At 71.4% G+C, this 24,900-nt stretch carries 22 protein-coding genes; 5 read left to right on the top strand and 17 right to left on the bottom strand.

Annotation, left to right across the window (positions count from 1 at the left end; all coding sequences use genetic code 11):
* Positions 1–3: 3 nt before the first annotated feature.
* From sufU to U8525_RS04060, 6 genes are read right to left on the bottom strand one after another with little or no spacing between them, the layout of a single operon-like run.
* On the bottom strand, positions 4–456 hold the full coding sequence (gene sufU / locus U8525_RS04085) for a Fe-S cluster assembly sulfur transfer protein SufU (RefSeq protein ID WP_374261416.1): 453 nt from the start codon (positions 454–456) through the stop codon (positions 4–6).
* Entirely contained in the window at positions 453–1,682 is a 1,230-nt protein-coding gene (locus U8525_RS04080; protein ID WP_374261413.1) for a SufS family cysteine desulfurase, read from the bottom strand. The genes sufU and U8525_RS04080 overlap by 4 nt, the downstream gene beginning before the upstream one ends.
* Entirely contained in the window at positions 1,679–2,989 is a 1,311-nt protein-coding gene (gene sufD, locus U8525_RS04075) for a Fe-S cluster assembly protein SufD (RefSeq protein ID WP_374261411.1), read from the bottom strand. Before sufD ends, U8525_RS04080 begins: the two co-directional genes overlap by 4 nt.
* Positions 2,986–3,768 (bottom strand): Fe-S cluster assembly ATPase SufC, encoded by a 783-nt coding sequence (gene sufC, locus U8525_RS04070; RefSeq protein ID WP_374261409.1) that lies wholly within the window; start codon positions 3,766–3,768, stop codon positions 2,986–2,988. Before sufC ends, sufD begins: the two co-directional genes overlap by 4 nt.
* A complete protein-coding gene (gene sufB, locus U8525_RS04065) occupies positions 3,768–5,207 on the bottom strand; it encodes a Fe-S cluster assembly protein SufB (RefSeq protein ID WP_374261407.1) in 1,440 nt (479 codons plus the stop codon). Before sufB ends, sufC begins: the two co-directional genes overlap by 1 nt.
* Positions 5,204–5,701, bottom strand: a complete 498-nt coding sequence (locus U8525_RS04060) for an SUF system Fe-S cluster assembly regulator (protein WP_374261405.1) — start codon at positions 5,699–5,701, stop codon at positions 5,204–5,206. The genes sufB and U8525_RS04060 overlap by 4 nt, the downstream gene beginning before the upstream one ends.
* A 212-nt stretch (positions 5,702–5,913) precedes the next feature.
* Between U8525_RS04060 and U8525_RS04055 the strand changes: the two genes are divergently transcribed.
* Positions 5,914–7,113, top strand: a complete 1,200-nt coding sequence (locus tag U8525_RS04055; RefSeq protein ID WP_374261403.1) for an ABC transporter substrate-binding protein — start codon at positions 5,914–5,916, stop codon at positions 7,111–7,113.
* 35 nt (positions 7,114–7,148) lie between these two features.
* Here the strand turns inward: U8525_RS04055 and U8525_RS04050 are convergent, their stop codons facing one another.
* From U8525_RS04050 to U8525_RS04025, 6 genes are read right to left on the bottom strand one after another with little or no spacing between them, the layout of a single operon-like run.
* A complete protein-coding gene (locus U8525_RS04050) occupies positions 7,149–7,328 on the bottom strand; it encodes a hypothetical protein (protein WP_374261401.1) in 180 nt (59 codons plus the stop codon).
* Positions 7,315–7,587, bottom strand: coding sequence for a hypothetical protein (locus U8525_RS04045; RefSeq protein WP_374261399.1), 273 nt, complete (start codon positions 7,585–7,587; stop codon positions 7,315–7,317). Before U8525_RS04045 ends, U8525_RS04050 begins: the two co-directional genes overlap by 14 nt.
* A gap of 34 nt (positions 7,588–7,621) precedes the next feature.
* Positions 7,622–8,482 carry a hypothetical protein gene (locus U8525_RS04040; protein ID WP_374261397.1) on the bottom strand — a complete coding sequence of 287 codons (861 nt, stop codon included), beginning with the start codon at positions 8,480–8,482 and terminating at the stop codon, positions 7,622–7,624.
* The gene (locus U8525_RS04035; protein ID WP_374261395.1) at positions 8,482–9,540 is read right to left on the bottom strand and encodes a hypothetical protein; all 1,059 of its coding nucleotides are present in this window, start codon (positions 9,538–9,540) and stop codon (positions 8,482–8,484) included. The genes U8525_RS04040 and U8525_RS04035 overlap by 1 nt, the downstream gene beginning before the upstream one ends.
* A 59-nt stretch (positions 9,541–9,599) precedes the next feature.
* The gene (locus tag U8525_RS04030; protein WP_374261393.1) at positions 9,600–11,108 is read right to left on the bottom strand and encodes a hypothetical protein; all 1,509 of its coding nucleotides are present in this window, start codon (positions 11,106–11,108) and stop codon (positions 9,600–9,602) included.
* Positions 11,109–11,161: 53 nt separating this feature from the next.
* Complete coding sequence (locus U8525_RS04025) at positions 11,162–11,926, bottom strand: TadE/TadG family type IV pilus assembly protein (protein WP_374261391.1); 765 nt, start codon at positions 11,924–11,926, stop codon at positions 11,162–11,164.
* 226 nt (positions 11,927–12,152) lie between these two features.
* Here U8525_RS04025 and U8525_RS04020 point away from each other — a divergent pair, with 226 nt between their 5' ends.
* The gene (locus tag U8525_RS04020) at positions 12,153–12,845 is read left to right on the top strand and encodes a hypothetical protein (protein WP_374261389.1); all 693 of its coding nucleotides are present in this window, start codon (positions 12,153–12,155) and stop codon (positions 12,843–12,845) included.
* Between the two features lie 45 nt (positions 12,846–12,890).
* Here the strand turns inward: U8525_RS04020 and U8525_RS04015 are convergent, their stop codons facing one another.
* From U8525_RS04015 to U8525_RS04000, 4 genes are all read right to left on the bottom strand, one after another.
* On the bottom strand, positions 12,891–14,435 hold the full coding sequence (locus U8525_RS04015) for a DUF4388 domain-containing protein (protein WP_374261387.1): 1,545 nt from the start codon (positions 14,433–14,435) through the stop codon (positions 12,891–12,893).
* Between the two features lie 69 nt (positions 14,436–14,504).
* Entirely contained in the window at positions 14,505–15,314 is an 810-nt protein-coding gene (locus U8525_RS04010) for a tetratricopeptide repeat protein (protein WP_374261504.1), read from the bottom strand.
* A gap of 29 nt (positions 15,315–15,343) precedes the next feature.
* Complete coding sequence (gene hemW / locus U8525_RS04005; protein WP_374261385.1) at positions 15,344–16,549, bottom strand: radical SAM family heme chaperone HemW; 1,206 nt, start codon at positions 16,547–16,549, stop codon at positions 15,344–15,346.
* 13 nt (positions 16,550–16,562) lie between these two features.
* Positions 16,563–19,022 carry a plectin 1 isoform 8 gene (locus U8525_RS04000; protein WP_374261383.1) on the bottom strand — a complete coding sequence of 820 codons (2,460 nt, stop codon included), beginning with the start codon at positions 19,020–19,022 and terminating at the stop codon, positions 16,563–16,565.
* Between the two features lie 196 nt (positions 19,023–19,218).
* On the opposite strand from U8525_RS04000, the gene U8525_RS03995 reads away from it, so the two are divergent.
* Together U8525_RS03995 and U8525_RS03990 are read left to right on the top strand one after the other, a co-directional pair.
* A complete protein-coding gene (locus tag U8525_RS03995; RefSeq protein ID WP_374261381.1) occupies positions 19,219–21,822 on the top strand; it encodes a M16 family metallopeptidase in 2,604 nt (867 codons plus the stop codon).
* Between the two features lie 78 nt (positions 21,823–21,900).
* On the top strand, positions 21,901–22,767 hold the full coding sequence (locus tag U8525_RS03990; RefSeq protein WP_374261379.1) for a 50S ribosomal protein L11 methyltransferase: 867 nt from the start codon (positions 21,901–21,903) through the stop codon (positions 22,765–22,767).
* Between the two features lie 247 nt (positions 22,768–23,014).
* Here the strand turns inward: U8525_RS03990 and U8525_RS03985 are convergent, their stop codons facing one another.
* Positions 23,015–24,010: an asparaginase gene (locus U8525_RS03985; protein ID WP_374261377.1), complete on the bottom strand. Its 996-nt coding sequence runs from the start codon at positions 24,008–24,010 to the stop codon at positions 23,015–23,017.
* A gap of 144 nt (positions 24,011–24,154) precedes the next feature.
* On the opposite strand from U8525_RS03985, the gene U8525_RS03980 reads away from it, so the two are divergent.
* Complete coding sequence (locus U8525_RS03980) at positions 24,155–24,889, top strand: 16S rRNA (uracil(1498)-N(3))-methyltransferase (RefSeq protein WP_374261375.1); 735 nt, start codon at positions 24,155–24,157, stop codon at positions 24,887–24,889.
* Positions 24,890–24,900 lie beyond the last annotated feature (11 nt).

Here is a 24,900-nt window from a genome sequence, read left to right as displayed (position 1 = left end):
TCCCTACTCCGTCGACACCGACGTGGTGCGGCCGTCCAGCGCCGCGTTCAGCGTGTGCCACGCCAGGCTCGCGCACTTCACGCGGGCCGGGAACTCGCTCACGCCCGACAGCACCGCGAGCTTGCCCAGGGACTCCAGGTCCACCTGGCCCGGCCCCTCCGTCACCAGCGTGTGCACGCGCTCGAAGAGGGCCCGCGCCTCCTCGCGCGTCTTGTCCTTCACCGCGCCCGTCATCAGCGACGCGGACGCCTTGGAGATGGCGCACCCCTGGCCCTGGAAGCCGATGTCGCGGATGACGCCGTCCTCCAGCTTGAGCGTCACGGAGAGCTGGTCGCCGCACAGCGGGTTGTAGCCCTCCGCCGCGCACGTGGCGCCCTCCACCACCCGGAAGTTGCGCGGGCGCTTGGAGTGCTCCAGCACCACCTCCTGGTACAGGTCCTTGAGGTCCGAGCTCACGCGAACACCTCCCTCACCTTGTGCAGTCCCTTCACCAGCGCGTCCACGTCCTCCGGGGTGTTGTAGAGCGCCAGCGACGCGCGCGCCGTGGCCGCCACCCCGAAGCGCTGCATCAGCGGCTGGGCGCAGTGGTGCCCGGTGCGGATGCAGATGCCCTCCTGGTCCAGGATGGTGCCCACGTCGTGCGGGTGGACGTCCTCCAGCGTGAAGGACAGCACCCCCGTCTTGCGCGGCGCCGTGCCGATGAGCTTCAGCCCCGGCACCGCCTCCAGCGCCTGCGTCGCGTACGCGAGCAGCCACTGGTCGTGCTGGGCCACGGCCTCCATGCCCACGGCCTCCAGGTAGTGGATGGCCGCGGCCAGCCCCACCGCACCCGCCATGTCCGGCGTGCCCGCCTCGAAGCGGTGCGGCACGCGGTTGTAGACGGTCTTCTCCATCGTCACGGAGAGGATCATGTCCCCGCCGCCCTGGTACGGCGGCAGCGACTCCAGCATGGCCAGCTTGCCGTACAGCACCCCGATGCCCGTGGGCCCGAAGAGCTTGTGCCCGCTGAAGGCGTAGAAGTCACAGTCCAGGTCCTGCACGTCCACCGGGAAGTGCGTCACTGACTGCGCCCCGTCCACCAGCACCGGGATGTTCTTCGCGTGCGCCTTCGCCACCAGCTCCTTGATGGGGTTCACGGAGCCCAGCGCGTTGGACACGTGCGTGATGGCCAAGAGGCGCGTCTTCTCCGTGAGCAGCGCGTCCACGGCCTCCATGCGCAGCTCGCCGCGCGCGTCCACCGGAATCACGCGCAGCTTCGCGCCCGCCGCGTCGCAGACCATCTGCCAGGGCACGATGTTGGAGTGGTGCTCCATGGCGGAGATGAGCACCTCGTCGCCCGCGCCCACGTGCTTGCGGCCGTAGGTGGCGGCCACCAGGTTGATGGCCTCCGTGGTGCCGCGCACGAAGATGACCTCGCGCACGTCCTTCGCGTGGATGAAGCGGCGCACCGTCTCGCGCGCGTCCTCGAAGGCCTGCGTGGCGCGCTCGGAGAGGATGTGCACGCCGCGGTGCACGTTGGCGTTGTCGTGCGTGTAGTAGCGCGTGATGGCGTCCAGCACCGCCTGCGGCTTCTGCCCCGTGGCGGCGCTGTCCAGGTACACCAGCGGCCGGCCCCGCACCTCCTGCCGGAGGATGGGGAAGTCCGCGCGCACCCGCGCGAGGTCGAATCCAGGTCCGCTCATCCCATCACCTCCGCCGAACCCGGCAGCTTCTCCGCGAGCAACGCCTCCACCCGCGCGCGCACCGGCCCCTCCGGCACCGCGCGCACCAGCTCGCTCGCGAACGCCTGCGTCAGCATCCGCTCGGCCTCCCGCTTCGGGATGCCGCGCGAGCGCAGGTAGAACAGCGCGTTGTCATCCAGCCGCCCCACCGCCGTGCCGTGCGCGCACTTCACGTCGTCCGCGAGGATCTCCAGCTGCGGCCGGGCGTCCACCTGCGCGCCCTCGGAGAGCAGCAGGTTGCGGCTCTGCTGGCTGGCGTCCGTCTTCTGCGCGTCCTCGCGCACGCGGATCCTCCCGTGGAAGGTGCCGCGCGCGCGGTCGTCCAGCACGCCCTTGTAGAGCTCGCGGCTGGAGCAGTGCGGCACCGCGTGGTCCAGGTCCGTGCGGTGGTCCAGGTGCTGCGAGCCCCGGCCCACGAACAGGCCGTTGAGCACGCACTCGCCGCCCTCGCCCGCGAAGGCCGCGTGCACTTCGTTGCGCGCAAGCAGCCCACCGAAGGAGAACGCGTGCGACTGGAAGCGGCTGTCGCGCCCCTGCCGCGAATACAGCCCGCCCAGGTGCAGCGCGGCGTCGCCCTCCGCCTGGAGCTTGAAGTGGCGCAGGCTGGCGTTGTCCCCCAGCGACACCTCCGTCACCGCGTTGGTGAACGTCGCGCCCGGGCCCAGGCCCGCGTATGTCTCCACCAGCGTGGCCTCGCTGCCCTCGCCCGCGACCACGACCACGCGCGGGCTGGCCAGCACCGGCCCGTCGCCGCCGCGCGCGAGGAACACCAGCTGCACCGGCACCTCGCTCAGGGCCCGGGGCGCGAGCGTGAGCAGCGCGCCCTCCTCCAGCAGCGCCGCGTTGAGCGCCGTGAAGGCATGCGCCGCCGGCCGGGAGGTCCGGCCCAGCGTCTCCTGGAGCAGCGCCCCGTCCTCGCGCAGCGCCTGCGACAGCGGCTTGAGCACCACGCCCCGCGGCAGGCCCGAGAGCACCGACAGCGCCGGCACGAAGCGCCCATCCACGAACACGAGCCGGGGGCCGGGCAGCGCGAGCCGCTCCACCGCCCGGGCCACGTCCGGGCCCGCGGACACGTCCCGCACGGGCTGGAACGGCCGCGACGACAGCGTGGCGACGGGCGTGTACTTCCACTCCTCGTCCCTGGGCGTGGGCAGGCCGCGCGCCTGGAACCGGCTCAGGCCCTCCTCGCGCAGCGCCTGGAGCCACGCGGGGGCGTCCCCGCGCGCCTGGAGGGCCCGGGCCACCTCCACGTAGTGGGACGCGCTCATGGCCGGGCCTCCTTCGCCTTGCCGGCCCCCTCCGCGCCAATCCAGCCGTAGCCCTTCTCCTCCAGCTCCAGCGCCAGCTCGCGTCCGCCCGAGCGCACGATGCGGCCCGCGGCCATCACGTGCACGTGGTCCGGAACGATGTAGTCCAGGAGCCGCTGGTAGTGCGTGATCACCACCATCGCGCGGTCCTTGGAGCGCAGCGAGTTCACCCCGCCCGCCACGACGCGCAGCGCATCGATGTCCAGGCCCGAGTCCGTCTCATCCAGCAGCGCCAGCCGGGGCTGGAGCACCGCCATCTGGAAGATCTCGTTGCGCTTCTTCTCTCCGCCGGAGAAGCCCTCGTTCACGGAGCGGTTCATGAACGCCGTGTCCAGCTGCACGAGCTTCGCCTTCTCCTTGGCCAGGGAGAGGAAGTCCATGGCGTCCAGCTCCTCCTCGCCCCTGGCGCGGCGCTGCGCGTTGAGCGCCGTGCGCAAAAAGTGCAGGTTGCCCACGCCCGGGATCTCCACCGGGTACTGGAAGCCCAGGAACACGCCCGCCTTCGCGCGCTCCTCCGGCGGCGTGCCCAGCAGGTCCTTGCCGTCGAAGACGACGGAGCCCTTGGTCACCTCATACGTCTCACGCCCCGCCAGCACGCCCGCGAGCGTGCTCTTGCCGGAGCCATTGGGCCCCATGATGGCGTGCACCTCGCCGGCGCCCACCTCCAGGTGGATGCCCTTGAGGATGTCCTTGCCGCCCACGCGGGCGTGCAGGTCCCGGATGCTCAACAGCGACGCCATCACCCCACGCTCCCTTCCAGGCTCACGCCCAGCAGCTTCTGCGCCTCCACGGCGAACTCCATGGGCAGCTCCTTGAAGACCTGCCGGCAGAAGCCGTTCACGATCATCGACACCGCGTCCTCCTGAGAGATGCCGCGCTGCCGGCAGTAGAAGAGCTGGTCCTCGCCGATCTTCGACGTAGACGCCTCGTGCTCCACCTGCGCGGTCGCGTTCTTCACCTCGATGTACGGCAGCGTGTGGGCGCCGCACGCGTCGCCGAGCAGCAGCGAATCGCACTGCGTGTAGTTGCGTGCGTTCGCCGCGCTCTTGAGCATCTTCACCAGGCCCCGGTACGTGTTCTGCCCGCGGCCGGCGGAGATGCCCTTGGACACGATGGTGGACCGGGTGTTCTTCCCGATGTGCACCATCTTCGTGCCCGTGTCCGCCTGCTGCCGGTGGTTGGTGAGCGCCACCGAGTAGAACTCGCCCACCGAGTCATCCCCCTTGAGGATGACGCTGGGGTACTTCCACGTGATGGCCGAGCCCGTCTCCACCTGGGTCCACGAGATCTTGGAGCCCCTGTGCGCGATGCCGCGCTTGGTGACGAAGTTGTAGATGCCGCCGCGCCCCTCCGCGTCGCCCGGGTACCAGTTCTGCACCGTGCTGTACTTGATGGACGCGCCGTCCAGCGCCACCAGCTCCACCACCGCCGCGTGCAGTTGGTTGGTGTCGCGCATGGGCGCGGTGCACCCCTCCAGGTAGCTCACGGAGGCGCCCTCGTCCGCGACGAGCAGCGTGCGCTCGAACTGGCCCGTGTCCGCCGCGTTGATGCGGAAGTACGTGGACAGCTCCATGGGGCACTTCACGCCCTTGGGCACGTAGCAGAAGGAGCCGTCGCTGAAGACCGCGGAGTTGAGCGCCGCGAAGAAGTTGTCGGAGAAGGGCACCACCGTGCCCAGGTAGCGCTCCACCAGCTCCGGGTGCTCGCGCACCGCCTCGGAGAACGAGCAGAAGATAACGCCCGCCTTGTAGAGCTTCTCCCGGAACGTGGTGGCCACCGACACGGAGTCGAACACCGCGTCCACCGCGACGTTCTGGAGCCGCTTCTGCTCCTCCAGCGGGATGCCCAGCTTCTCGTAGGTGCGGAGGATCTCCGGGTCCACCTCCGCCAGGCTGTCCTTCTTCGGCTTCTGCTTGGGCGCCGAGTAGTAGCGGATGGCCTGGTAGTCGATGGGCTGGTACTTCACCGCCTGCCACGAGGGCTCCTTCAGCGTGAGCCAGTGGCGGTACGCCTTCAGGCGCCACTCCAGCATGAAGGCCGGCTCGTTCTTCTTCGCGGACAGGACGCGGATGACGTCCTCGTCCAGGCCGGGCGGCAGCGTGTCCGCCTCCACCTGGGTGACGAAGCCCGCCTGGTAGCCCCTGCGGGTGAGCTCCTGGATGGTGTCGGTGCTGCTCATGAACGGACCCCCGTGACGGAAGGAGGAGCGCTGACGGACGCCGGCAGGCCCAGGCCCACCAGCCGCTCCGGGATGCGGGGCGCGGGCGCGCGCAGGTCCGCGAGCGTCAACTTCCCCAGCGCTTCCTGGATGGCTTGATTGATGAGGCGCCAGTGGCTGCGCACCTGACAGACGGACTCCAGCTCACAGGGCCCCGCGGGCGAGCCCTGGTGCTGGCCACACTCCGTGAGGGACACCGGCCCCTCCAGCGCCGTCACCAGCTCCGCCAGCGAGATGGACTCCGCCGGGCGCGACAGGCCATAGCCGCCGCTCGCCCCGCGGTGCGAGACCACCAGCCCCGCCTGCAACAGGCCCTTCAGGACCTTGCTCGCGGACGGAAGCGAGACGCGCGTGCGTGCCGCCAGCTCTCGCGTGGTGCGGGTCTCCCCGTCCGCGCGCGCCAGCTCGGTCATCAGCACGATGCCGTAGTCGGTCATCTTGCTCATCCGGAGCATGAGTGGGTGTCTCCCGAGGCTGTCGCGGGCCCGATGCCCGCGACGGCCTCTTATGTAATGTGGACCTCCGCAGTCCACATTCAAATCCGGAAGCACATCCAGAGCGCTCCCCTGCCCGTCACGTCGGGTGCGGGTTCGCCGCACTCCCCCGGGCAAGCTAGGGTGGGGCCGCCCTCTCTCCGTGTCCGCCTGCCCTCCGAGGAGCCTCACCGATGCGCCGTTCCCTCCCCCTCCTGCTCACCGCGCTGGCCATGGCCCTGGCGGGCTGTGAGAAGAAGTCCGCCCCGGCCCCGGCCCCCGCGCCCGCCGCGCAAGAGGGCGGCGCCACCGCCGCCCCGCCGGGGCCTCCGCCGGAGGGCAGCATCCTCATCGGCGAGGTGGGCAGCCTCACCGGCTCCGAGGCCACCTTCGGCATCTCCGCGCGCAACGGCATCGACCTGGCGCTACAGGAGGCCAACGCCGCGGGCGGCGTGCGCGGCCAGAAGCTGGTGGTGCGCGTCTACGACAGCCAGGGCCGGCCGGAGGAAGGCGCCCAGGCCGCCACGCGGCTCATCGCGCAGGACAAGGTGGTGGCCCTGCTGGGCGAGGCCGCGTCGTCCGTGTCCATGGCCATGGCGGACAAGGCGCAGGCGGCGAAGGTGCCCATGATCACCCCCACCTCCACCAGCCCGGAGGTGACGAAGAAGGGCGACTACATCTTCCGCGTCTGCTTCATCGACCCGTTCCAGGGCCTGGTGATGGCGAAGTTCGCGCGGGAGAACCTGAAGCTGTCCAAGGTGGCGGTGCTCACGGACAACAAGAGCGCCTTCTCCGTGGGGCTGGCGGACGTCTTCAACCAGAAGTTCAAGGAGTTCGGCGGCACCATCACCGGCAACGAGAGCTACTCCAAGGGCGACACGGACTTCCGCGCGCAGCTGACGTCCATCAAGAACATGAAGCCGGAGGCGGTGTTCGTCCCGGGCTACTACACGGACGTGGGCATCATCGCGCGGCAGGCGCGCGAGGTGGGCCTGCGCGTGCCGCTGTTGGGCGGTGACGGCTGGGACTCGGACAAGCTGTACGAGCTGGGCGGCTCCGCGCTGGAGGGCAGCTACTTCTCCAACCACTACTCGCCGGACAACCCCGACCCCGTCGTGCAGAACTTCCTCAAGAAGTACAGGTCCGCCTACGGGGCGGTGCCGGACAGCGTGGCGGTGCTGGCGTACGACGCCGCGCGCCTGCTGGTGGACGCGATGAAGCGCGCGCCGGACACCTCCGGCCCCGCGCTGCGCGACGCCATCGCGGCGACGAAGGACTTCCCGGGCGTGGCGGGCACCATCAACCTGGACGCCAACCGCGACGCGGTGAAGCAGGCCGTGGTGATGAAGGTGGAGGGCGGCAAGGCGGTGTTCGTCACCACCGTGAAGCCCTGAGCGAACGTCACCCGCTCCGGCCGCCCGTCCCCGCGTCAGGGGATGGGCGACTGGATGACGTAGTAGACGGAGTGGAAGTACTTGTGCAGCCCGTTGATGAGGGCGACCAGGAAGGGCCAGCCGAACACGGTGAACCCGAACAGCGCCGCGATCACGACGCTGTACTCCACCATCGCCTGGCCCCGGGCGAGCCGCCGTGGCTCACTGCTCCTCATCGCGCCCCTCCTTCTGTTCGCGCCGCGACGACTCCCGACCCGCGGCTTCGTCGCGGCAGGCGTTGATGCACTGCTCGCGCGCCTTGCCACACTCGGTGGCACAGGAGGGCGCGCCCTTGGGGCCCGCGTACTTCTGACAGATGGTCTTGCACTGCTTGGCGTCTGCCTCGCAGCCCTTGAGGCACGAGGGCAGGGCCGCCGAGGCCCCCGGCCCCGCCAGCACCACCCCGGAGACCAGCGCGGCCCGAACCCATGTCATGAAGTGCTTCATCGCGGACTCCCTTCGCGCCCCATCACGGGGCGTCATTGCCTCGCTGCATCAGCGACAGGTTGAACTCCACGCCCGGCTGCAGCAGTTGGGGCCGGCGCAGGCTCAGCTGCCCCCGCATCCCCTCGTGACTGACCTCGAAGGCCACGACCTCGCCCTGCCCTTCCGTGGACGGCCCCATCTGCCAGCCCCGGGAACGCAGCGTCTCGCGCCACGCGGACTCCGCCTCGACCAACGTGCCTTCCGTGGACACGCCCGCCACCTGGTACTGGGTGAGCCCTTCCAGCCGCAGGGTGAGCACCTGGGGGTCCACCGCGGTCATGGGCACGGGCATCCAGGCGGGCGGCGGACGCTTGTTTCGCAAGGCCGGGGCCACCTGCCCCGCCGACACGAACACCACGCTCTCGCCATCCTGGTACAGCACCGAGACCAGCCGGACCTCCTCGCTCACCGGGCTCCAGTAGCCCACGTAGCCGCCGTTCTCGCCGTAGTCGTCCTGCAACACGGGCAGGCCCTTCTCCAGGAGCAGCTCCCGGTAGTGGGCCAGCACCTGCCGGGGCTTGTCCTTCGTGGTGAACCAGGCCACGGCGATGGGCGCTTCCGGGCCCAGATAGTCCGCGGCCAGCACCTCGGGGCGGCTGCTCGCGTTCGGGTAGGGCGGGAAGTGCACCAGCGCCCGCGCGAGGATGGCCTCCTCCGCCTCGGAGCGCCTGCCCGAGGGGACGGGGGGAAGCTCCGCGTTCGCCCGGATCTCCGCCTCCTCCAGCTCCGTGGGCGCGTTCCCGTAGATGACGTCTTCCATCGCGACGCCCAGGAAGGCCCCCACCACCGCGACCGCCACCAGCAGGGCCACGGCCCGGCCCGCCCACTTCGAACGCTCCGCCATCAGCAGGACTCGGCGCTCTTGCAGCCCATGTAGTTGTTGCCCCGGGCCTTGAAGCTCTTCTCGGGCGCGTTCCGGTCCCAGTCCCGCCACTCGGTGTTGAAGTAGTACTCGGAGTGGCCGGCCTGCTTGATCTTCTCGGACGGGTTGCCTGAGCCCGTCTGCGGCTTGATGGCGACGTTGGGCGTCCGCGGGTTGTCCCCGAGTTCGAGCGCGCCGCCTACGGATACCGGGGAGACGAGGGGGGCCACGAGCGCGGGGCTGAGCAGGTTGTTGCTCATCGCGTCGGAGAAGAACTGGGTGGCGGCGATGCTCATCATGGGGAAGCCGATGTTCGCGTTGTTCGTGTAGACGTTCGTCACGCCCCGGTAGAAGGCGTCGTTGCCACCGCTGAACCCGCTCTTCTGGCCCGGGCGGATGTTCAGGTCCTCGTTGATGGCCCAGGGGTCGGCGATGATGGACATCTGCTCCATGGGCAGCAGGTAGGCGGTCTGACCGTTGCTGTGACTGGCGTTGCCGTGGATGCTGCCGCCCTTGTCCTGCATGTCCTTGGCGAGGGGCACCTCGTTGGAGAACTCGGAGAAGACGTCCTGGTTCAGCATGTAGTTCTGCACGCCGATGCGCGCCGAACACTTGATGAGGCCGCCGTGGTTGAACTCGTCCGCGTAGCTGCTCTCAATGGGAACCCCCATCAGGCCCACCTGCTTGTCCGGCCCCGTGCACTCCACCTGCTGGGCGCCTGGGTTGAGCCAGCAGGGGTGAGCGGTCAGCGCCGCGTGCTGGTGGTGCTCCTCCGTCGAGCAGTCGCGCGCCTTGCCGCCCTCCATCGTGTAGTCGTCCACGCCGGATTCGTGGTCGCAGTACATCTGGCGCGCGTAGCCCTGCACCTGGCCGAAGTTGCCGTAATCCCCACCGCCACCCGCGCCCTTCGCCTTCTCCGCCCAGTCCTGGATGGTGTAGTCCCAGACCGTCGCCACCGCCGCCTCCTGGGCATCCAGCGCGTAGCGCAGGAGGTCGTCCAGGAAGAGGGCGTAGAGGAAGATGGGGATGAAGACGATCATGCTCAGGGCCATCTCCACCGAAGCGGCGCCCCGGGCCCTGCGCTGAGGAGAGCGGCGGCTCATAGGCTGAGGTCCTTGGCCACGGCGATCTGCGCGGCATCCGCGTTGCCGGCGGCGGCCAGCACCTTGGCCACCTCCTCCGACTTGAACGGGTGCAGCTTCGCGCGCCAGAAGGGGTTGAAGAGATTGGGCTGCTCCTGCCAGCCGTTCTGCCCCAGCCGGTGGTAGTAGACGAGCGCCTTGGACACCGCCGCGCCCTCGTCCGCCGCGAGCGTCAGGGTGCCGGTGCCCTGCGCGCCGTGCTCGAAGTTCAGCGTCGCCGACGAGGTCAGCTCCCAGGGGGCCTTCTGGAGGTCACCCGAGCGCAGGCTCTTGGTGACATAGCTGTAGACGCGCGGCTGGCCGTAGTCCGCGTCCGCCTGCGGGTTGCCCCGGAACTTCATGAAGCAGAGGCCCTGCGTCATGCAGGAGAGCAGCGGCTTGGAGGCCACCTGCTTGAAGTCGTGCTGGTCCTTGTGGCCCTGCTTCGGGGTGTGGCCGCCGCCGTTCTCATCGCTGTAGACCTCCGCGTCGAAAGGCATGAACGGCCCGATGCCATGGCGCCACTGGTTGGCCATGGCACCCCCGTCCTCCCGCGACACCACCGTGGTGCCCTGGATGCCGACGCCGCCTACGGGGTTCCAGTCCTTCTTGCCCTTCCCGATGCTCGCCGCGCTCTTCATGATGAAGGGAATGGGCGCGTGGATGCCCTCCCCGGGGATGTCGCTCGTCAGCTCCTGCAGGAAGGTGGGATGCAAGGTGAGGGGGAAGATGAGCGCCCCCGCGTCGCGGGTCGCCGGCCAGCCGGGGCGGCTGGCGTTGGCGATCTCCGTCATCGTCTTCTGGACCGCGACCTGCTTGGCGTTGGGCTCGCCGCCCATGCACGGCATGCCGTCCACCACGCAGTTGAACTCGTTGGCGTTCATGCCGCCCACCGCGCCCGCGATGTTCGACGCCCCCTTGGCGTTCCACTCCGTCAGCTCCTTCAAGCCACTGGAGCTTCCGCTCGTGACCGCCGCGACGACCTTGGCGTGCGTGGCTATCTGGGAGCCGTTGACGACCTGGATGAGTCTCTGCAGTCCCTTGGTCGTGTCTTCGAAGGGGCCGTCCAGGTCCTTGATGTTGTCCGCGTATGTCTTGGCCTTCTTGGAGTACTTGTTGGCGATCTTGATGGCTTCGATGGCGTCCTTGCAGTGCTGGATGCAGGGCGGCCAACAGGCGAAGCACTCCAAGAACTCCATGCCCATGATGACGTAGAAGTTGTTCTGCGACGCCTTGAGCATGCCGTAGGTCAAGCTGGCCGTGGACATGTACGCGTGCATGCTGGTCATCGCCACGTAGGAGGCGGCGATGGCCCTGTTGCTGACCGCGTAGTAGTTGAGGGCTCGCGCCTCCAGGACGGCCATGGAGTAGGCCATGGTGTCACTGTGCTGCTGCAGGTTGATCTTCTGCCGCAGCGCGTGGCTGAGGTTGAAGCTCAGCATCACCATCAGGGCCAACACCAGGAAGGCCAGGCACGCCAGGACCATGGACTGGCCCCGGGCGCGCCGCCGGCGGCGGCGAGGCGGATGCTGCGCGGCGGCTACTGGTTCTGGAACGAGAAGAGGCATGTGTTGCTCTCCGGCAGCTTGTTCTTGCCCAGATAGAGATTGGACTGCATCCGCATGGTGTAGGTGGCGCGGATGGGAACCACGTAGACCTTCTGCCCCGCCGCCGCGTCGTAGGCGTTCATGTCCTTTTCGAGGAACGCCTTCTGGCTGGGGTCATCCTCCTTGCCCAGCCGGAGGACGAAGGGCAGCTCCTTCGCGCGCGCGATGTTGTAGATGACCACGTCCGCGAACGGGATGACCATGCGGTAGTTGAACGTGAGCTGGATGCGCAGCTTGGAGCGCTGGCTGTCCTTCCAATCGCCGGAGCTGGTGATCTTCTCCGGGTTGTCGAAGTCCACCTCGCCGGAGGCGCCCCCCAGGTCGCCGCTCAACGGACCGCAGATGGTGACCTTGGTGTATGGAATGGCGGTGCCCGTGATCTTGTTCGTGAGCACCTCCGGCCACATCCACTTCTGTTGGAAGTCCGACGCGCTGCCCACCGTCATCATGTTCTCGGTGCCGTTGCTGCCACGGCTGACCATGGGCAGCAGCACCGCCAGCGCGGCGCGCTCCATCTTCTTCACGTCCGCGTTGTGAAGGGCGCCAGCGCGCACCGCCTTGTAGGCCGCGTACTTCGTCATCAGCCGGGCCTGGTGCATGAGGCCGAGCTGGAGCGTCCCCAGGATGAGGAACACGAACAGTGGGAGGACGATGGCCGTCTCCACCGCGACCTGGCCTGATTCTCGTCTGTCCCGCATGTGCGGCCCCTGGATGCGCATGAGGTAGGTGTTCGACCGACTGCTTACCTCCAGCTTCTGTCGCGACGCAACCCGCCGGGCATCCGCCAAGTGGACGTGCCCTGGCGGCCGCTTCCTGGACTGGCGGACACTTCAGGCGCGGGCGGACGGCGGAGCTTGACGCCAAGGGGGCCGCGTGATTCGGAAGAGCCAAAGCGTGGATGGCTGCATCTCGTGGAGGTAGCGGATGGACTGGCGCAGGGCTCGGCTCGTGGGACTGATGGCGACGATGGTGCTGGCGGCATGCAGCGGCTGCGGCGACAAGGCGACGGGGGAGGACGACGACGATGGAAAGCAGGACGCCGGCGACGACTTCCGTCCCGGCTTCGGCTCCAGCGACAAGGCTCCAGAGGGAACGCCCTTCGCGCTGCCCGCGGGCGTGGAGCTGGTGGAGCCCATCCCTGGCATCGACATGTTCAACTGGGAGGACTGCCGGGACGACGACGAGACCGAGCCGCCCCAGGAGCATGGCAGCGGGGACCTGGTGCAGCTGTGCCTGAACTTCCGCAACAACACCGGCAGCCCCGTCACCGTCGAGTTCCCGCCCGGCATCATCTTCGAGTCGGAGACCACCAAGACCCAGCACGGCATCCTCGTGCAGAGGGCCTCCATCGAGGTGCCCGCGAAGCCGGCGTCCTACAAGCTGCTGTACCTCTACTGCCTCAACAACTCGCGCGGGGCGAGCGGTCTGGACTCCCGCTACCGCAAGGGTCCCGTGACCCAGTACGCGGACTTCAAGGAGCTCTTCACGCTCCTGGAGAACAAGAAGATCCCCACGAAGCTGACGCCCGAAATCCAGGCGGCCGTCTACAACCTGGCCGGCGACAGGGGCCTGTCGTCCAGCGACCGGGCCTACATCAATTCGCTGCCGAACAAGTAGGTCGCGCCCGGGCGGCCGGGGCCCGGGAAGGCCCCGGCCCCGCGGTCAGCGCCGCCGGGCGATCTCCTGGATGAGCGCCACGTAGCGGCGCTGCTGGGGGTTCAGCTTGAAGGCCTTGCGCAGGGCCTCGTCCGCGAGCGCCCACTGGCCCTCGCCCCGGGCCACGTCGCCCAGGAAGGCCCAGCCCTCTTCCAGTCCGGGCTCCTGGCGAACCACCTCCTGAAGCTCCTGGAGGACGAGCCGGCCGTGCGCCTCCGGCTTCATCAGGTAGCGCGCCCAGGCGCGGTGGGCCTGGTACAGCGGCTTGGGGTCGATGTCGCAGGCGTATTCGAAGTACTCGAAGGCGCCCGCGAAGTTGCGCGCCTCCAGGCGCCGCTTGCCCTCGTCGAACTGGGAGGTGGCGTCCAGGAGGTCCGTGCGGATGCGGAACTGCTCCGCGGTGGAGGGCCGGCCGGTGGCGTTGCGCGCCTTCTCCCGGTGGGCCTGCCGGCGCTTCTTCCAGAGCGCGTTCTGCTCCGGCTCCGACAGCGCGCCGAAGGCCCGCGCGTACGCGGCGAGCATCCCTTCCGCCTTCTCCTTCAGCTCCGCGGTCTGGAAGCGCAGCGGCGAGAAGCGCTCCGCGGCGGCGAGGAACGCCTTGCGCAGCGCCACCGGCTGCACGTCCTCCGCCACGTCCAGCAGCGCGAAGGGGTCCAGGCCGCGGTGGTCGAGGAACGCGCCCACGAGCGCGTTGCGCGCGGCCTCGTCCTCGTCCGCGAAGGGCGTGCCCGACAGGGCCAGGGGAGGCGTGGGCGCTGGCGTGGAGACGGGCTCCGGCGCGGTGACGGGGACGGCCTCGCGGGCCAGCTGCTCCGCGCGCGCGTCCACGTCCTCCACGAAGCCCGCCACGCCCAGCAGGCACAGGGCGTAGAGCCTCCGCAGCACGGAGTCCATGTCGAAGCCGGTGCGCTCCAGCAGCTCGTTGAAGGTGGGCCGCTGGCGCAGGGCCTGGAACAGGCGCGCGTCCTTGGAGGACAGCTTGGGGGCGGACTCCACGCCGGGCATCTGCCCGAAGCGGCGGTCGTCGGTGAAGGTGAAGTGCGTGGCGACGGTGTCGAAGGGCAGCTGGGTGGAGACGCCGGTGAGGATGAGCTGCGCGGTGTTGGCGCGCACGGTGGCGTCCGGGGTCTCCACGTCCGCGATGAGGCGGTACTTCGCGTCCGTCCAGCGGAAGCAGTCCAGGAGCTTGTGCGCCAGGTTCGCCTGGAGCTGCTTGTAGAGGTCGAAGGGGCTGATGAGCCCCTTCTGCACCAGCAGCCCGCCCAGTTGCAGGCCCGAGGACACGCTCTCCGCGAGGGACTTCTGGTAGTCCCCTTCCGTCAGGCGGCCCTTCTCCACCAGGTACTTGCCCAGCGTCTCGTGCAGGAGGTTGGACTGGCACGCCACCGGCGCGCCGTCCTCGAAGGTGATGCGCTTCTCGCGCTGGCGCACCTTGAGCTCCAGCGTGCAGGTGCGCTCCTCCACCATCAGCGCGTGCAGGAGCAGCGGGAAGGGCGTGTCCGCCAGCAGGCCCTCGCGCTGGCGCAGCACCTGGGAAGGAGGGGGGAACATGCGCGGGAAGCCCTCGAGACCCTTCTCGCCTGGCGGAAAGAGGCGCTCCGGGGCGGGATGGCGCGCGGGCTACTCCGCGTCCTCGCCGCCCGGGTCGTCCGCAGCGTAGGGCTCATCATAGTAGGAGCCGGACAGGTCGTGCGTGGGCAGGAAGCGGGTCAGGTACGCCCCCACGCCCATCAGCACCAGGGCCACGGCGGCGTACGTCAGCGGGCGGGACGGCCGGGCCCGGTACGCCCACCAGCGGTCGCGGCGCTTCTGGAAGCGGGGGGCGACGGCGTACTCGCGCCAGGCGGCGTCGCGGGCCTCCTGGGCCTCCACGTCCAGGCCCTGCTGGTCCAGCGCGCGCGACAGCAGCACGCGGCCCTCCACGGAGCCCTGGCGCACCTGGAGGAAGCGCTCCAGGGCCTCGCGCGCGCCCTTCAGGTCGCCGCGCTGGAGGCGGAAGCGGCCGCGCTCCAGGTCGATGGCGCCCTGGCGGTAGTCGGCGTCCAGGCGCTCGGCCTCGGTGAGCAGCAGCTCGCCCCGGGGCGCGTCGCCCGCGCCCAGGTAGGCCACGCCGAGCAGGTAGAGGGTGTCCACGTCGTCGTCGCCCGCGTCCAGGTTGGGGCGCAGCAGGTCCACCGCCTCCGGGTAGCGCCTCTGGCCCACGCGGATGTCGGCCAGCTCCGAGCGGGCGCGGCGGTCGTGGGGGTTGGTGAGGATGGTGCCCGCGAGCTCCCCCGCGCGCTGCCAGCGCTTGAAGGCGCGCATGGGGCTGGGCAGCACCTGGAGGGTGAAGCGGTCCGCGGCGAACAGCAGCACGGCCACCAGCGCCAGGGACAGCAGCGGGCTGCCCGTCAGCAGCGTGAGGCCCATCCACAACAACCACTTGGTCAGCACGGTCGAGTCGTCCTTCCTGGAGCCGCCTACAGCAGCCGCGCGCAGATGGCGCTGTGCACGTCCGCCCCCCGCTCCGTCAGGGCCAGCCTGCGGCCCTGACGCGTGGCGAAGCCATGGGCCACCAGCCGCTCCACCTCCGCGCGCCGGGGCTCCACGGGCTGGCCGTATCGCTCACAGACGGCCTCCCAGTCCACCCCGGACACCAGGCGCAGGCCCATGCTCAGCCGCTCGGCGAACAGCTCCTCGGGGCCCAGGTCCTCGCGGCTCGCCTCCGGCAGCCGCCCCGCCTCCACCGTGCGCAGGTACGCCTCCGGGCCGCGGAGGTTCACGTAGCGGTGGGGCGCGGGGGACAGGAGCATGCCGGTGGCGCCCACGCCCAGCGCCAGGTACTCGCCGCCGGTCCAGTACAGCGCGTTGTGCCGCGAGCTGAGGCCGGGGCGCGCGTGGTTGGAGACCTCGTAGCGGGCGAGGCCGTGCGCGCCGTACACGTCGCGCACCACCCGGGCCATGGCCACCACGTCATCGTCGTCCGGCAGGGACAGCTCGCCGCGCTCCAGTTGCTTGGACAGCGGCGTGGACTCCGCCAGCACCTCGCGCTCCACCGTCAGCGCGTAGGTGGACAGGTGCTCGGGCTCCAGGGCCACCGCGCGGCGCGCGTCCGCCTCCACCTGCGCCACCGTCTGGCCCTGCACGCCGTAGATGAAGTCCAGCGCCACCACCGGGAAGCCCGCCCTGCGCGCCGCCGCCACCGCGGCCTCCACCATGGCGGCGTCGTGCGCGCGGCCCAGCGCCTTCAGCGTCTCCGGCTGGAAGGACTGCACGCCCAGGGACAGGCGGTTGATGCCCGCGGCGCGGTAGCCGGCGAAGCGCTCCGCGTCCGCGCGCTCCGGGTTGCCCTCCAGCGAGACTTCCAGCCCCGGGGCGAGCGACAGCCGCGCGGCGATGCCCTCCAGCACGCGCGCCACGTGCCGGGGGTGCCAGAGGGACGGCGTGCCCCCGCCCAGGAAGAGGGACTCCAGCGGCTTCGTGCGCAGCGACGGGTCCGCGGCGAGGCGCGCGTCCAGCTCCGCCAGCACCGCGCTCGCGTACCGCTCCTCCGGCACCTGGCGCGCCACCGCCACCGCGAAGTCGCAGTAGGGGCACTTGGCCAGGCAGTACGGGAAGTGCAGGTACAGCCCGAAGCGGGCCGCCTGCATGCCCGTCAGCGGATCCGTGGGCGCGGCGAAGGACATGGAGGTCCAACCTCTACTTCAGGGCCTTCAATTGCGCTTCCAGTCGCGCCACCTTCGCCTTGGCGCTGGCGGCCGATTCGAGCGCTGCCTCGGCCGCCATCAGCTTGCGCTTCATGGAGGCCACGTCCGCCCGGAGCTGGTCGCGCTCCGCCGCCCAGTCCGAGGGGGCGTCCGCGCCAGCGACGGGCGCCGCCGCGAGCTTCAATTCGAGCGCCTGGCGCGCCGCCTGCTCGGCCTTGAGCGAGGCGCTGACCTGGGCGAGGCGGGCCTCCAGGGCCGCCTTCTCCGCCGGCCTCGCGTCCGCGGGCGGCGCGCTGGCCCCGGCGAGCTTCACCTCCAGCGCGGCCCTCGCCACCTGCTCCGCTTCGAGCGCGGCGCGGGCCTCCTCGATCCGGGCCCCCAGCGAGGCCCGGGCGTCCTGCTCCGCCTGGAGCGCGGTGGCGGCCTCCGCCAGCCGGGCCTCCAGCGCGGTCCGGCTCCCCTGCTCCGCCTGGAGCGCGGCGCCGGACTGCGTGAGCTTCGCCTCCAGGTCCTTCACGCGGGCCGCCTGCGCCTCGGCGACGCGGCGCTTGGACTCGGAGGCCTCCAGCGCGCCCTCCACCATCTTCACGCGCTGCTGGAGCCGGTCCACCTTGTCCGCTTCCGCGCGGGCCGCCTCCAGCTGCTCGTTGAGGGAGGCCAGTTCCTCGCGCTGGCCGTCATGTCCCGCGCTCAGCGCCTCGGCGCGGCCCTCGGCCTCGGCGACCTGGAGGCGGGCGTCCGCGACCTCGGCCTCCACCGCCTCGCGGCGGGCGCGCTCCAGCGACAGCTCCTCCTGGGCCTTGGCGACCAGGGCCTGCTGGCGCTGCAGCTCCGCCTCGCGCTGGCCCGCAGCCGTCTCCAGCATGGACACGCGCGCGGAGAAGCCCACGCGCTCCGCCTGGGTGGTGGCGAGCTTGCGCTCCACCGCGGCGAGCTCCTGCTGGTGCGCTTCGCGCTCGGCCTCGGCCCGGGCGGTGAGCTCCGCCAGCTGGGCCTCCAGCGCGGCGACCCTCGCTTCCGCCTCGTGCACCCGGGCCTCGGCCTGGTGCACCGCCTCGCCGAGCGCCGCCGCGTCCGACTCCATCCGGTCGCGCAGCGAGACCTGCTCGACCTCCGTGGCCTCCAGCACCTCGCGCAGCGAGGCCAGCTCGGCCCCGGCCGCGCGCGCGCGGGCCTCCGCGGCCTCCACCTCGGCGCGCGCGGCTTCACGCGCCTGGGCCACCTCCGCCTCCAGCTCGCGCACGCGCGCCTGGACCCGGGTGGCCTCCGCGGCGCGGACCTCCAACGCGCTCCGCAGCGAGGGCAGCTCCGCGGCCTCCGCCGTGCGCGCGGTGAGCGCGGCGCGCAGGCCCACCGCGTCCGCGTCCTTCAGCGCGAGCGCGCGCTCCAGCTCCGTCACCTGCGTCTGGAGCGTCTTGAGGCCGTCCTCCACCACCGCGAGCTGCCGGCGCGCGGCGTCCCGCTCGCCCTCCAGCGCCTTCGCGTGGGCGTGCGCCTCCTCCAGCGAGCTGCGCGACCAGTCGCTCTCGCTCTCCAGGGCCCCCATGGCGCCCCTGGCCTCCGAGAGCGCCGTCTCCAGTTGGCTGATGTTGAGCGCCTGCGCGTCGCGCTCGGCGGTCAGCCGCTCCACGTCCGCGAGGGTGGACTGGTACTGCTCCTGGACCGCCTCCAGCGCGCCCTGCGCCTCGGACTTGCCGGAGGCCAGCTCCGCCACGCGGTCCTGCGCGAGCCCCAGCGCCTCCTTCGCGCCGACCAGCTCCTCCGCCATCGCCCCGCGCGACTCGCGCTCCGCCTGGAGCTCCTCCGTCAGCCGGGGCAGCTCCGCCTCCACCTCCGCCAGCGCCCGCGTGAGGTCCTTGCGGTCCGCCTCCGACGCGGCGAGCTCCGCCTCCAGCGAGGCGATGCGCGCCTGCGCCTGCTTCAGCCGCTGCTCGTCCTGCGCGGACGGCGCCGCGACGCCGCCGCCCTCCTTGCGCGCCTTCTCCAGCGCGGCCTTGAGCTGCGCGACCTCGGACTCGCGCTCGGAGTAGAGCGCGCGCGCCCGGGCCAGGGTCTCCGTCTTCTGCTTCAGGATGCCCCGGAAGAACTCCAGCTTGTCCTCCGGCGAGCCGCCCATGGGCAGCCGGGGCTCCGCGGGCTCCGCGAAGGGGTCTCCCTTGCCGGGGCTGCGCGCCGCGGCCGCCGGGGACGGAGGCGTGGTCGTGGGCAACCCGCCACCGCCGATGGGCGCGGGGGTCGCGGGCACCCGGGCGGCGGGCCTTGTCGCCGGGTCCGCGGGCAGGCCTGCGGCGGGCCGCCTGGGCGGCAGGGGGGGAGGCGCGGAGGGGGGAGGCCTGGGAACCGGGAGCGGCCTGGGGGAGGCCGGAGCGGGCGCCGCCACGGGGGCGTCGCCGTCATCCAGCAGTTCCTTCAGGTCCGCGAGCGGATCCGCCTCGTCCGGGGGAGACGGCATGTGCGCGCCCCAGGTTACCGGCCACGGGGGGTTTCCACCAGTTACGCGACGGCGACGGCGCCGCTTCGCCTGCCTGGTGGGAGGCGGGCGGCACGGTCCGCTCGACGCGGAGGGGGCGGGACGTTAGCCAATGGAGCAAACATCACACCTCGCCTTGCCTCTCCTCGGGAGGGGATGACAGCTTCGGACCACTCCTATGGCCATCCGCTACACCCTGCCCAACGGGCTCACCGTCGTCTTCGAGGAGCAGCACGCCGCCAAGGTCGCGGCCTTCCAGGTCTGGGTCAAGGCCGGCAGCGCGGACGAGAGGCCGGACCAGGCCGGACTCGCCCACCTGCACGAGCACATGCTCTTCAAGGGCACGGAGCGCCGGGGTCCCGGGGAGATCGCCCGGGACATCGAGGCGCACGGCGGCGAAATCAACGCCTGGACGTCCTTCGACCAGACCGTCTACCACATCGTCATCGCCAGCCAGTTCGCCCGCACGGGCCTGGACATCCTGGGGGACGCGGTGCGCCGCTCCTCGTTCGACAAGGACGAGCTGGCGCGCGAGATCGAGGTGGTGTGCGAGGAGATCAAGCGCAGCTACGACTCGCCGTCGCGGCGCGCGTCGCGCGGGCTGTTCTCCGCCGCGTTCCAGACGCACCCGTACCGGCTGCCCGTCATCGGCACCGAGGAGAGCGTGCGCGGCTTCACCCGCGAGAAGGTGCTGGAGTTCTACCACCGGCACTACACGCCCAGGAACCTGGTGCTCTCCGTCGCGGGCGACCTGAACGAGGCGGAGCTGCGCCAGTGGGTGGAGGAGATCTTCGGCGGTGACTGGGGCCGGCCCTACGCGGGCCCGGTGCAGCGCCCGCGCGACCCGGCGCCCGCCGGCCGCCGCGTGCTCCTGGAGAAGGAGGACGTGAAGGAGGCCTACCTGCACCTGGCCTTCTCCATCCCGGAGCTGGAGCACCCGGACGTGCCCGCGCTGGACGTGCTGGCGATCATCGCCGGCCAGGGCAACTCGTCGTGGCTGGTGCGCGAGGTGAAGCGCCGCCAGCACCTGGTCAACGACGTGCACGCGTCCGCGTACACGCCCAAGGACCCGGGCATCTTCTCCGTGTCGCTGACGCTGCCGCCCGCGCAGGCGCTGAAGGCGCTCACGCAGACGGCGCGCGTGCTGGAGGCGCTGCGCACCACCGGCGTGCCCGAGGACGAGCTGCGCACGGTGCAGGCGGTGGTGGAGGCGGAGGCCGTCTACCGCAAGGAGACGGTGCAGGGCACCGCGCGCAACCTGGGCTCGTACCAGACGTCCCCCGGCGGCCTGGAGTCGGAGGCCCGCTACCTGGAGGACATCCGCAACCTGAAGCCGGAGGACCTGCGGCGCGTGGCCCAGAAGTACCTGCGGCTGGAGCACGCCATCGTCACCGCGCTGGTGCCGCACTCCGCGGAGCTGACGGAGGAGCAGGTGCACGCGGCGCTGGACGAGGCGGCGGGGAGCCCCGGCCTCACGCCCCCGGAGCGCGCCGCCCGGCAGCCGCCCCCGGAGGCCCCGCCGCGGCCGGCCCGGAGCGCGGTGGCGTCCGCGCGCTCGGAGGTGGTGCAGGAGAAGCTGCCCTCCGGCGCCAACCTCGTCATCCGCGTGGAGCCGCACGTGCCGCTGTTCTCCATGCGCGCGGCCTTCCTCGGCGGCGCGCGCTACGAGACGCCCGAGGACAACGGCATCACCACGCTGCTCAGCCGGGCGCTCACCAAGGGCACCACGTCGCTCGGCGCGGATGACATCTCCCACCTCGTCGACCTGTACGCGGGCAACCTCGCCGGCCAGGGCGGCCGCAACTCCGTGAGCCTGAAGGCGGACTTCCTGTCGCGCTACTTCGAGCCGGGCTTCCGGCTGTTCGCGGACGTGCTGCTCAACCCCGCCTTCCGCGAGGAGGAGGTGGCGCGCGAGCGCGCCCTGCTGCTCCAGGACGTGCTCACCCGCGAGGACAAGCCGTCGGGCCTGGCGTTCGAGCTGTTCTCGCGCACGCTCTACCAGGAGCACCCGTACCGGCTGTCGCTGCTGGGGGAGAAGGCCTCCGTGGAGGCGCTGGGGCCCGAGCAGCTGCGCGCGTACCACCGCGCGTACATGGACCCGTCGCAGATGACGCTCAGCGTGGTGGGCGACGTGGACGTGGACCAGGTGCGGGCGCTGGCGAACGAGTTCTTCGGCAGGTCGCGCGGCGGGGCGCTGGCCCCCAGGCAGGTGCGGCCGGAGCCGCCTCCGTCCGCCCCGCGCGCGGAGAAGAAGGTGCTCGCGCGCGCGCAGACGCACCTGGTGATGGGCTTCCAGGCGGCGCGGATGAGCGACCCGTGGCGCGTGGTGCTGGACGTGCTGTCCACGGTGCTGTCGGGCCAGGGCGGGCGCCTCTTCATCGAGCTGCGCGACAAGCGCTCCATGGCCTACAGCGTGAGCAGCTTCTCCATGGACGGGCTGGACCCCGGCTACTTCGCCGTCTACATGGGCACCAGCCCGGAGAAGGTGGAGGCCGCCGTGGAGGGCATGCGCCGCGAGTTGCAGCGCGTCCGCGACGAGCCGATCCCGACCGCGGAGCTGGAGCGGGCCAAGCAGCACATCATCGGGGCGTATGAGATCGACCTGCAGCGCAACAGCGCCCGCGCGACGCTGCTGTCGCTGGACACCTGCTACGGGCTGGGGCTGGACAACTTCCTGCACTACGCCGAGCGCGTGGCGAAGGTGACGGCGCAGGACGTCCAGGAGGTGGCCCGCCGGGTCATCGACTTCGACCGCATGGTCACGGCCACCGTCGGGCCCTGAGGTCCTCCCGGCCGCGGGCGTGGAAGCGTCACGACGACGGCGCTTCCACGCCGCACCGGGTGCGGTAGAAGGGGCGCCATGTCCCAGACCTACCTGTCACTCACCGTGGATATCGCGGAGGAGTCCTCCGAAATCCTCCAGGACCTCCTCCATGAGACCGGCGCCCTGGGCCTGGAGGTCCGCGACGCGGAGACGCCCACCATGCCGGGCGTGCGCGCCCCGGCGAAGGGCGAGGCCATCGTCGTCGCCTACTTCGAGGACCGCGCGAGCGCGGAGGAAGCGCGCGACGCGGTGATGGAGAGCCACCCCACCGCGCGCCTGTCCCTGGACGAGCAGCCCCAGCAGGACTGGAGCAACGAGTGGAAGTCGCTCATCAAGTCCGTGCAGGTGGGCCGCCTGTGGGTGGGCCCGCCCTGGGACGTGGCGAACGCGCCGGCGGACAAGGTGACGCTGGTCATCGAGCCGAAGATGGCCTTCGGCACGGGGGACCACCCCACCACGTCGCTGTGCCTGGCGGCGGTGGATGACTTCATGGCCACGCACCCGGGCGCGAGCGTCCTGGACGTGGGCACCGGCACGGGCGTGCTGGCCATCGCAGCGAAGAAGCTGGGCGCGGGCCTGGTGGTGGGCACCGACAACGACCCCACCTCCGTGGAGCTGGCGAAGGAGAACTGCGCCGACAACCAGACGCCCGACCTGGACATCTCCGGGCGCGAGCTGACGGAGGTGCCGGGCACCTACGACCTCGTGCTCGCGAACATCCTGGCCAACACGCTGATCGAGCTGGCGCCCCTCATCGTGCCCAAGGCGAAGGACCGGCTGGTGCTGGCCGGCGTGCTCGCGCACCAGCGCGCGGACGTGGAGGCCGCGTACCGCCAGCTGGGGTGCACCGTGCTGGAGGGCGCGCAGCAGGGCGAGTGGGTGCGCATCGACTTGAAGCGCTAGAAACAAGAGGGGGTCGGGAAGCGAACGCCAGGGTTCGCTCACCCGACCCCATCTGGACTCGCGAGGCTTTCCCCCTTGGCGTCAGGACCTCGCGAGTCCCGCCGTGTGCCCGGGAGGCATTGCAGTCCGCGTGCCCGCCGCCGTGCCCCTGGAAGCCGCCGGGGCGCCGGGGCGGTTGTAGCGGGACCGGTTACAGCCGACGCCGCGCGTGTGACCTTCCGCGCCACAGCGGGCGGCTCCCGTGGGCTCAGGTGAACGCGAGCGTTCCGCCCGCGCGCAGGGCGCCCACGGCCTCGTTCCGGGTGTTGAGGATGCGCGGCTCCGCGTGGTGCTCCAGCCCCGTCAGGGGCAGCGGCAGGCCCAGCTGCTCCGCGAGGAGGCGCAGCACGGCGAGGAGCGCGGGCGCGGCGCAGCGGGCGTCGCCGTCCTCCACCTTGAGGGCCACGCCCAGGCGGGCGCGGGGCAGCGCGGCGCAGTAGACGCCCTCCGCGCCAATCTTCACCACGGCCTCGCCCTGGAAGGCGGTCATCAGGTCCGTGCACGCGCGGCCCTTGCCCGCGACCAGCTCCGGGTGCGCGAGCATCGCCTCGCGCAGGCGCTGGGCGGCGGGCGCTTCCGACACGCCGAAGCGGGCCCACGCGGTGGCCATGGCGCTGAGCGGCAGGCCGAAGCAGACGGCGAGGCAGCCATCCACGGCCTTCACCAGCGCGTCGCGCGGCAGGCCCGTCCACCTGGCGATCTCATCCTGGATGCGCTCCTGCACGGGGTGGCCGTCGCGGGCGTAGCCGTGGACGTCCCAGCCGTGGTGCCGGGCCAGCGCGAGCATCCCGGCGTGCTTGCCGGAGCAGTTGCTCCACCGGGGCGTGAGCACCACGCCCGCCTTGAGGGCCTCTTCCGCGACCGCGGGCGACAGCGGCGGGTGGGGGCCGCACGCGAGGTGGCGCTCCTCGCAGCCGCTCGCGCTCAGCATCCGCAGGGCGAGCGCGCGGTGCACGGGCTCGCTGGAGTGGGACGCGCACGAGAGCGCCAGCTCGCGCGAGCCGAAGCCGTACCGGTCCGCCGCGCCGTCCTGCACCATGGGCAGGGACTGGAAGGGCTTCGCCGCGGAGCGCCAGAAGGTGACGCGCTCCGGGTCCCCCGCGTACGCGACGCGCGTGCCCTCCGCGTTCACCACCGCGACGGACACGGTGTGGAGGGATTCGACGAAGCCGGAGCGGGTGGACTCGATGACGAGGGTGGCCATGGGCGTGGGGGCGCCATAGCAGGAACGGGAAGGCGCCGGGCGCCCGTGGAGCGCGGAAAGGACGCTCCTGGACGCATGGGGGGCTGGTGTCCGGGCGGGGCCTGCTGAATCCTCCGGGCGCCCTCCCCTTCAAGGAAAGCCGCCGTGGTCCGCCTCTTCGTCCCCCTGCCCGACCCCGCCCCCGCCGACGTGACGCTCACGGGCGAGCGCCGCCACTACCTCGTCCACGTGCTGCGGCTCGAGGACGGCGACGCGCTGGAGGTGTTCGACGGCAAGGGCCGCGCCTTCGAGGCGCGCGTCACCGGCCTGGACGCGGAGTCCGTGCGGCTGGTGCTGGGCGCCGTGCGGGTGACGCCCCCCACGCGAGAGATGAGCGTGCTCCAGGGATTGCCCAAGGGGGACAAGCTGGAGCTGGTGCTGCAGAAGGGCACGGAGCTGGGCGCCACCGCGTTCCATCCCGTGGCCACCGCGCGCAGCGTGGTGAAGCTGGAGCCGAAGCGCGCGGAGGAGCGCACGCAGCGATGGGCGAAGATCGTCGAGGAGGCCGCGCGCCAGTGCCGGCGCGATGACGTGCCGAGCGTGCATCCTCCCCGGCCGCTGCTGGACGCGGCGCGCGCCTTGACGCCGGGCACGCTGCTGCTGGTGCTGGATGAGGAGGAGTCCGCGGTGCCGCTGGGCGAGGCGTTCCGGAGCGTGGCGGCGGGGACGCCGGTGGCGCTGGTGATTGGCCCCGAGGGCGGGCTCGCGCGCGAGGAGGTGGAGGGGCTGCGGGGCATGGGCGCGCGGCCGGTGACGCTGGGCTCGCGCATCCTGCGCACGGAGACGGCGGCGCTCGCGGCGCTCGCGGTGATGCAGCACCTGGATGGGTCGCTCGGTTAGCAATCGACCGG

It is taken from the genome of Corallococcus sp. RDP092CA (genome assembly GCF_041903675.1).
Taxonomy (GTDB): Bacteria; Myxococcota; Myxococcia; order Myxococcales; family Myxococcaceae; genus Corallococcus.
The sequence above is the reverse complement of the archived record's forward strand: the minus strand, read 5'-3'. Positions and strand labels throughout refer to the sequence as shown.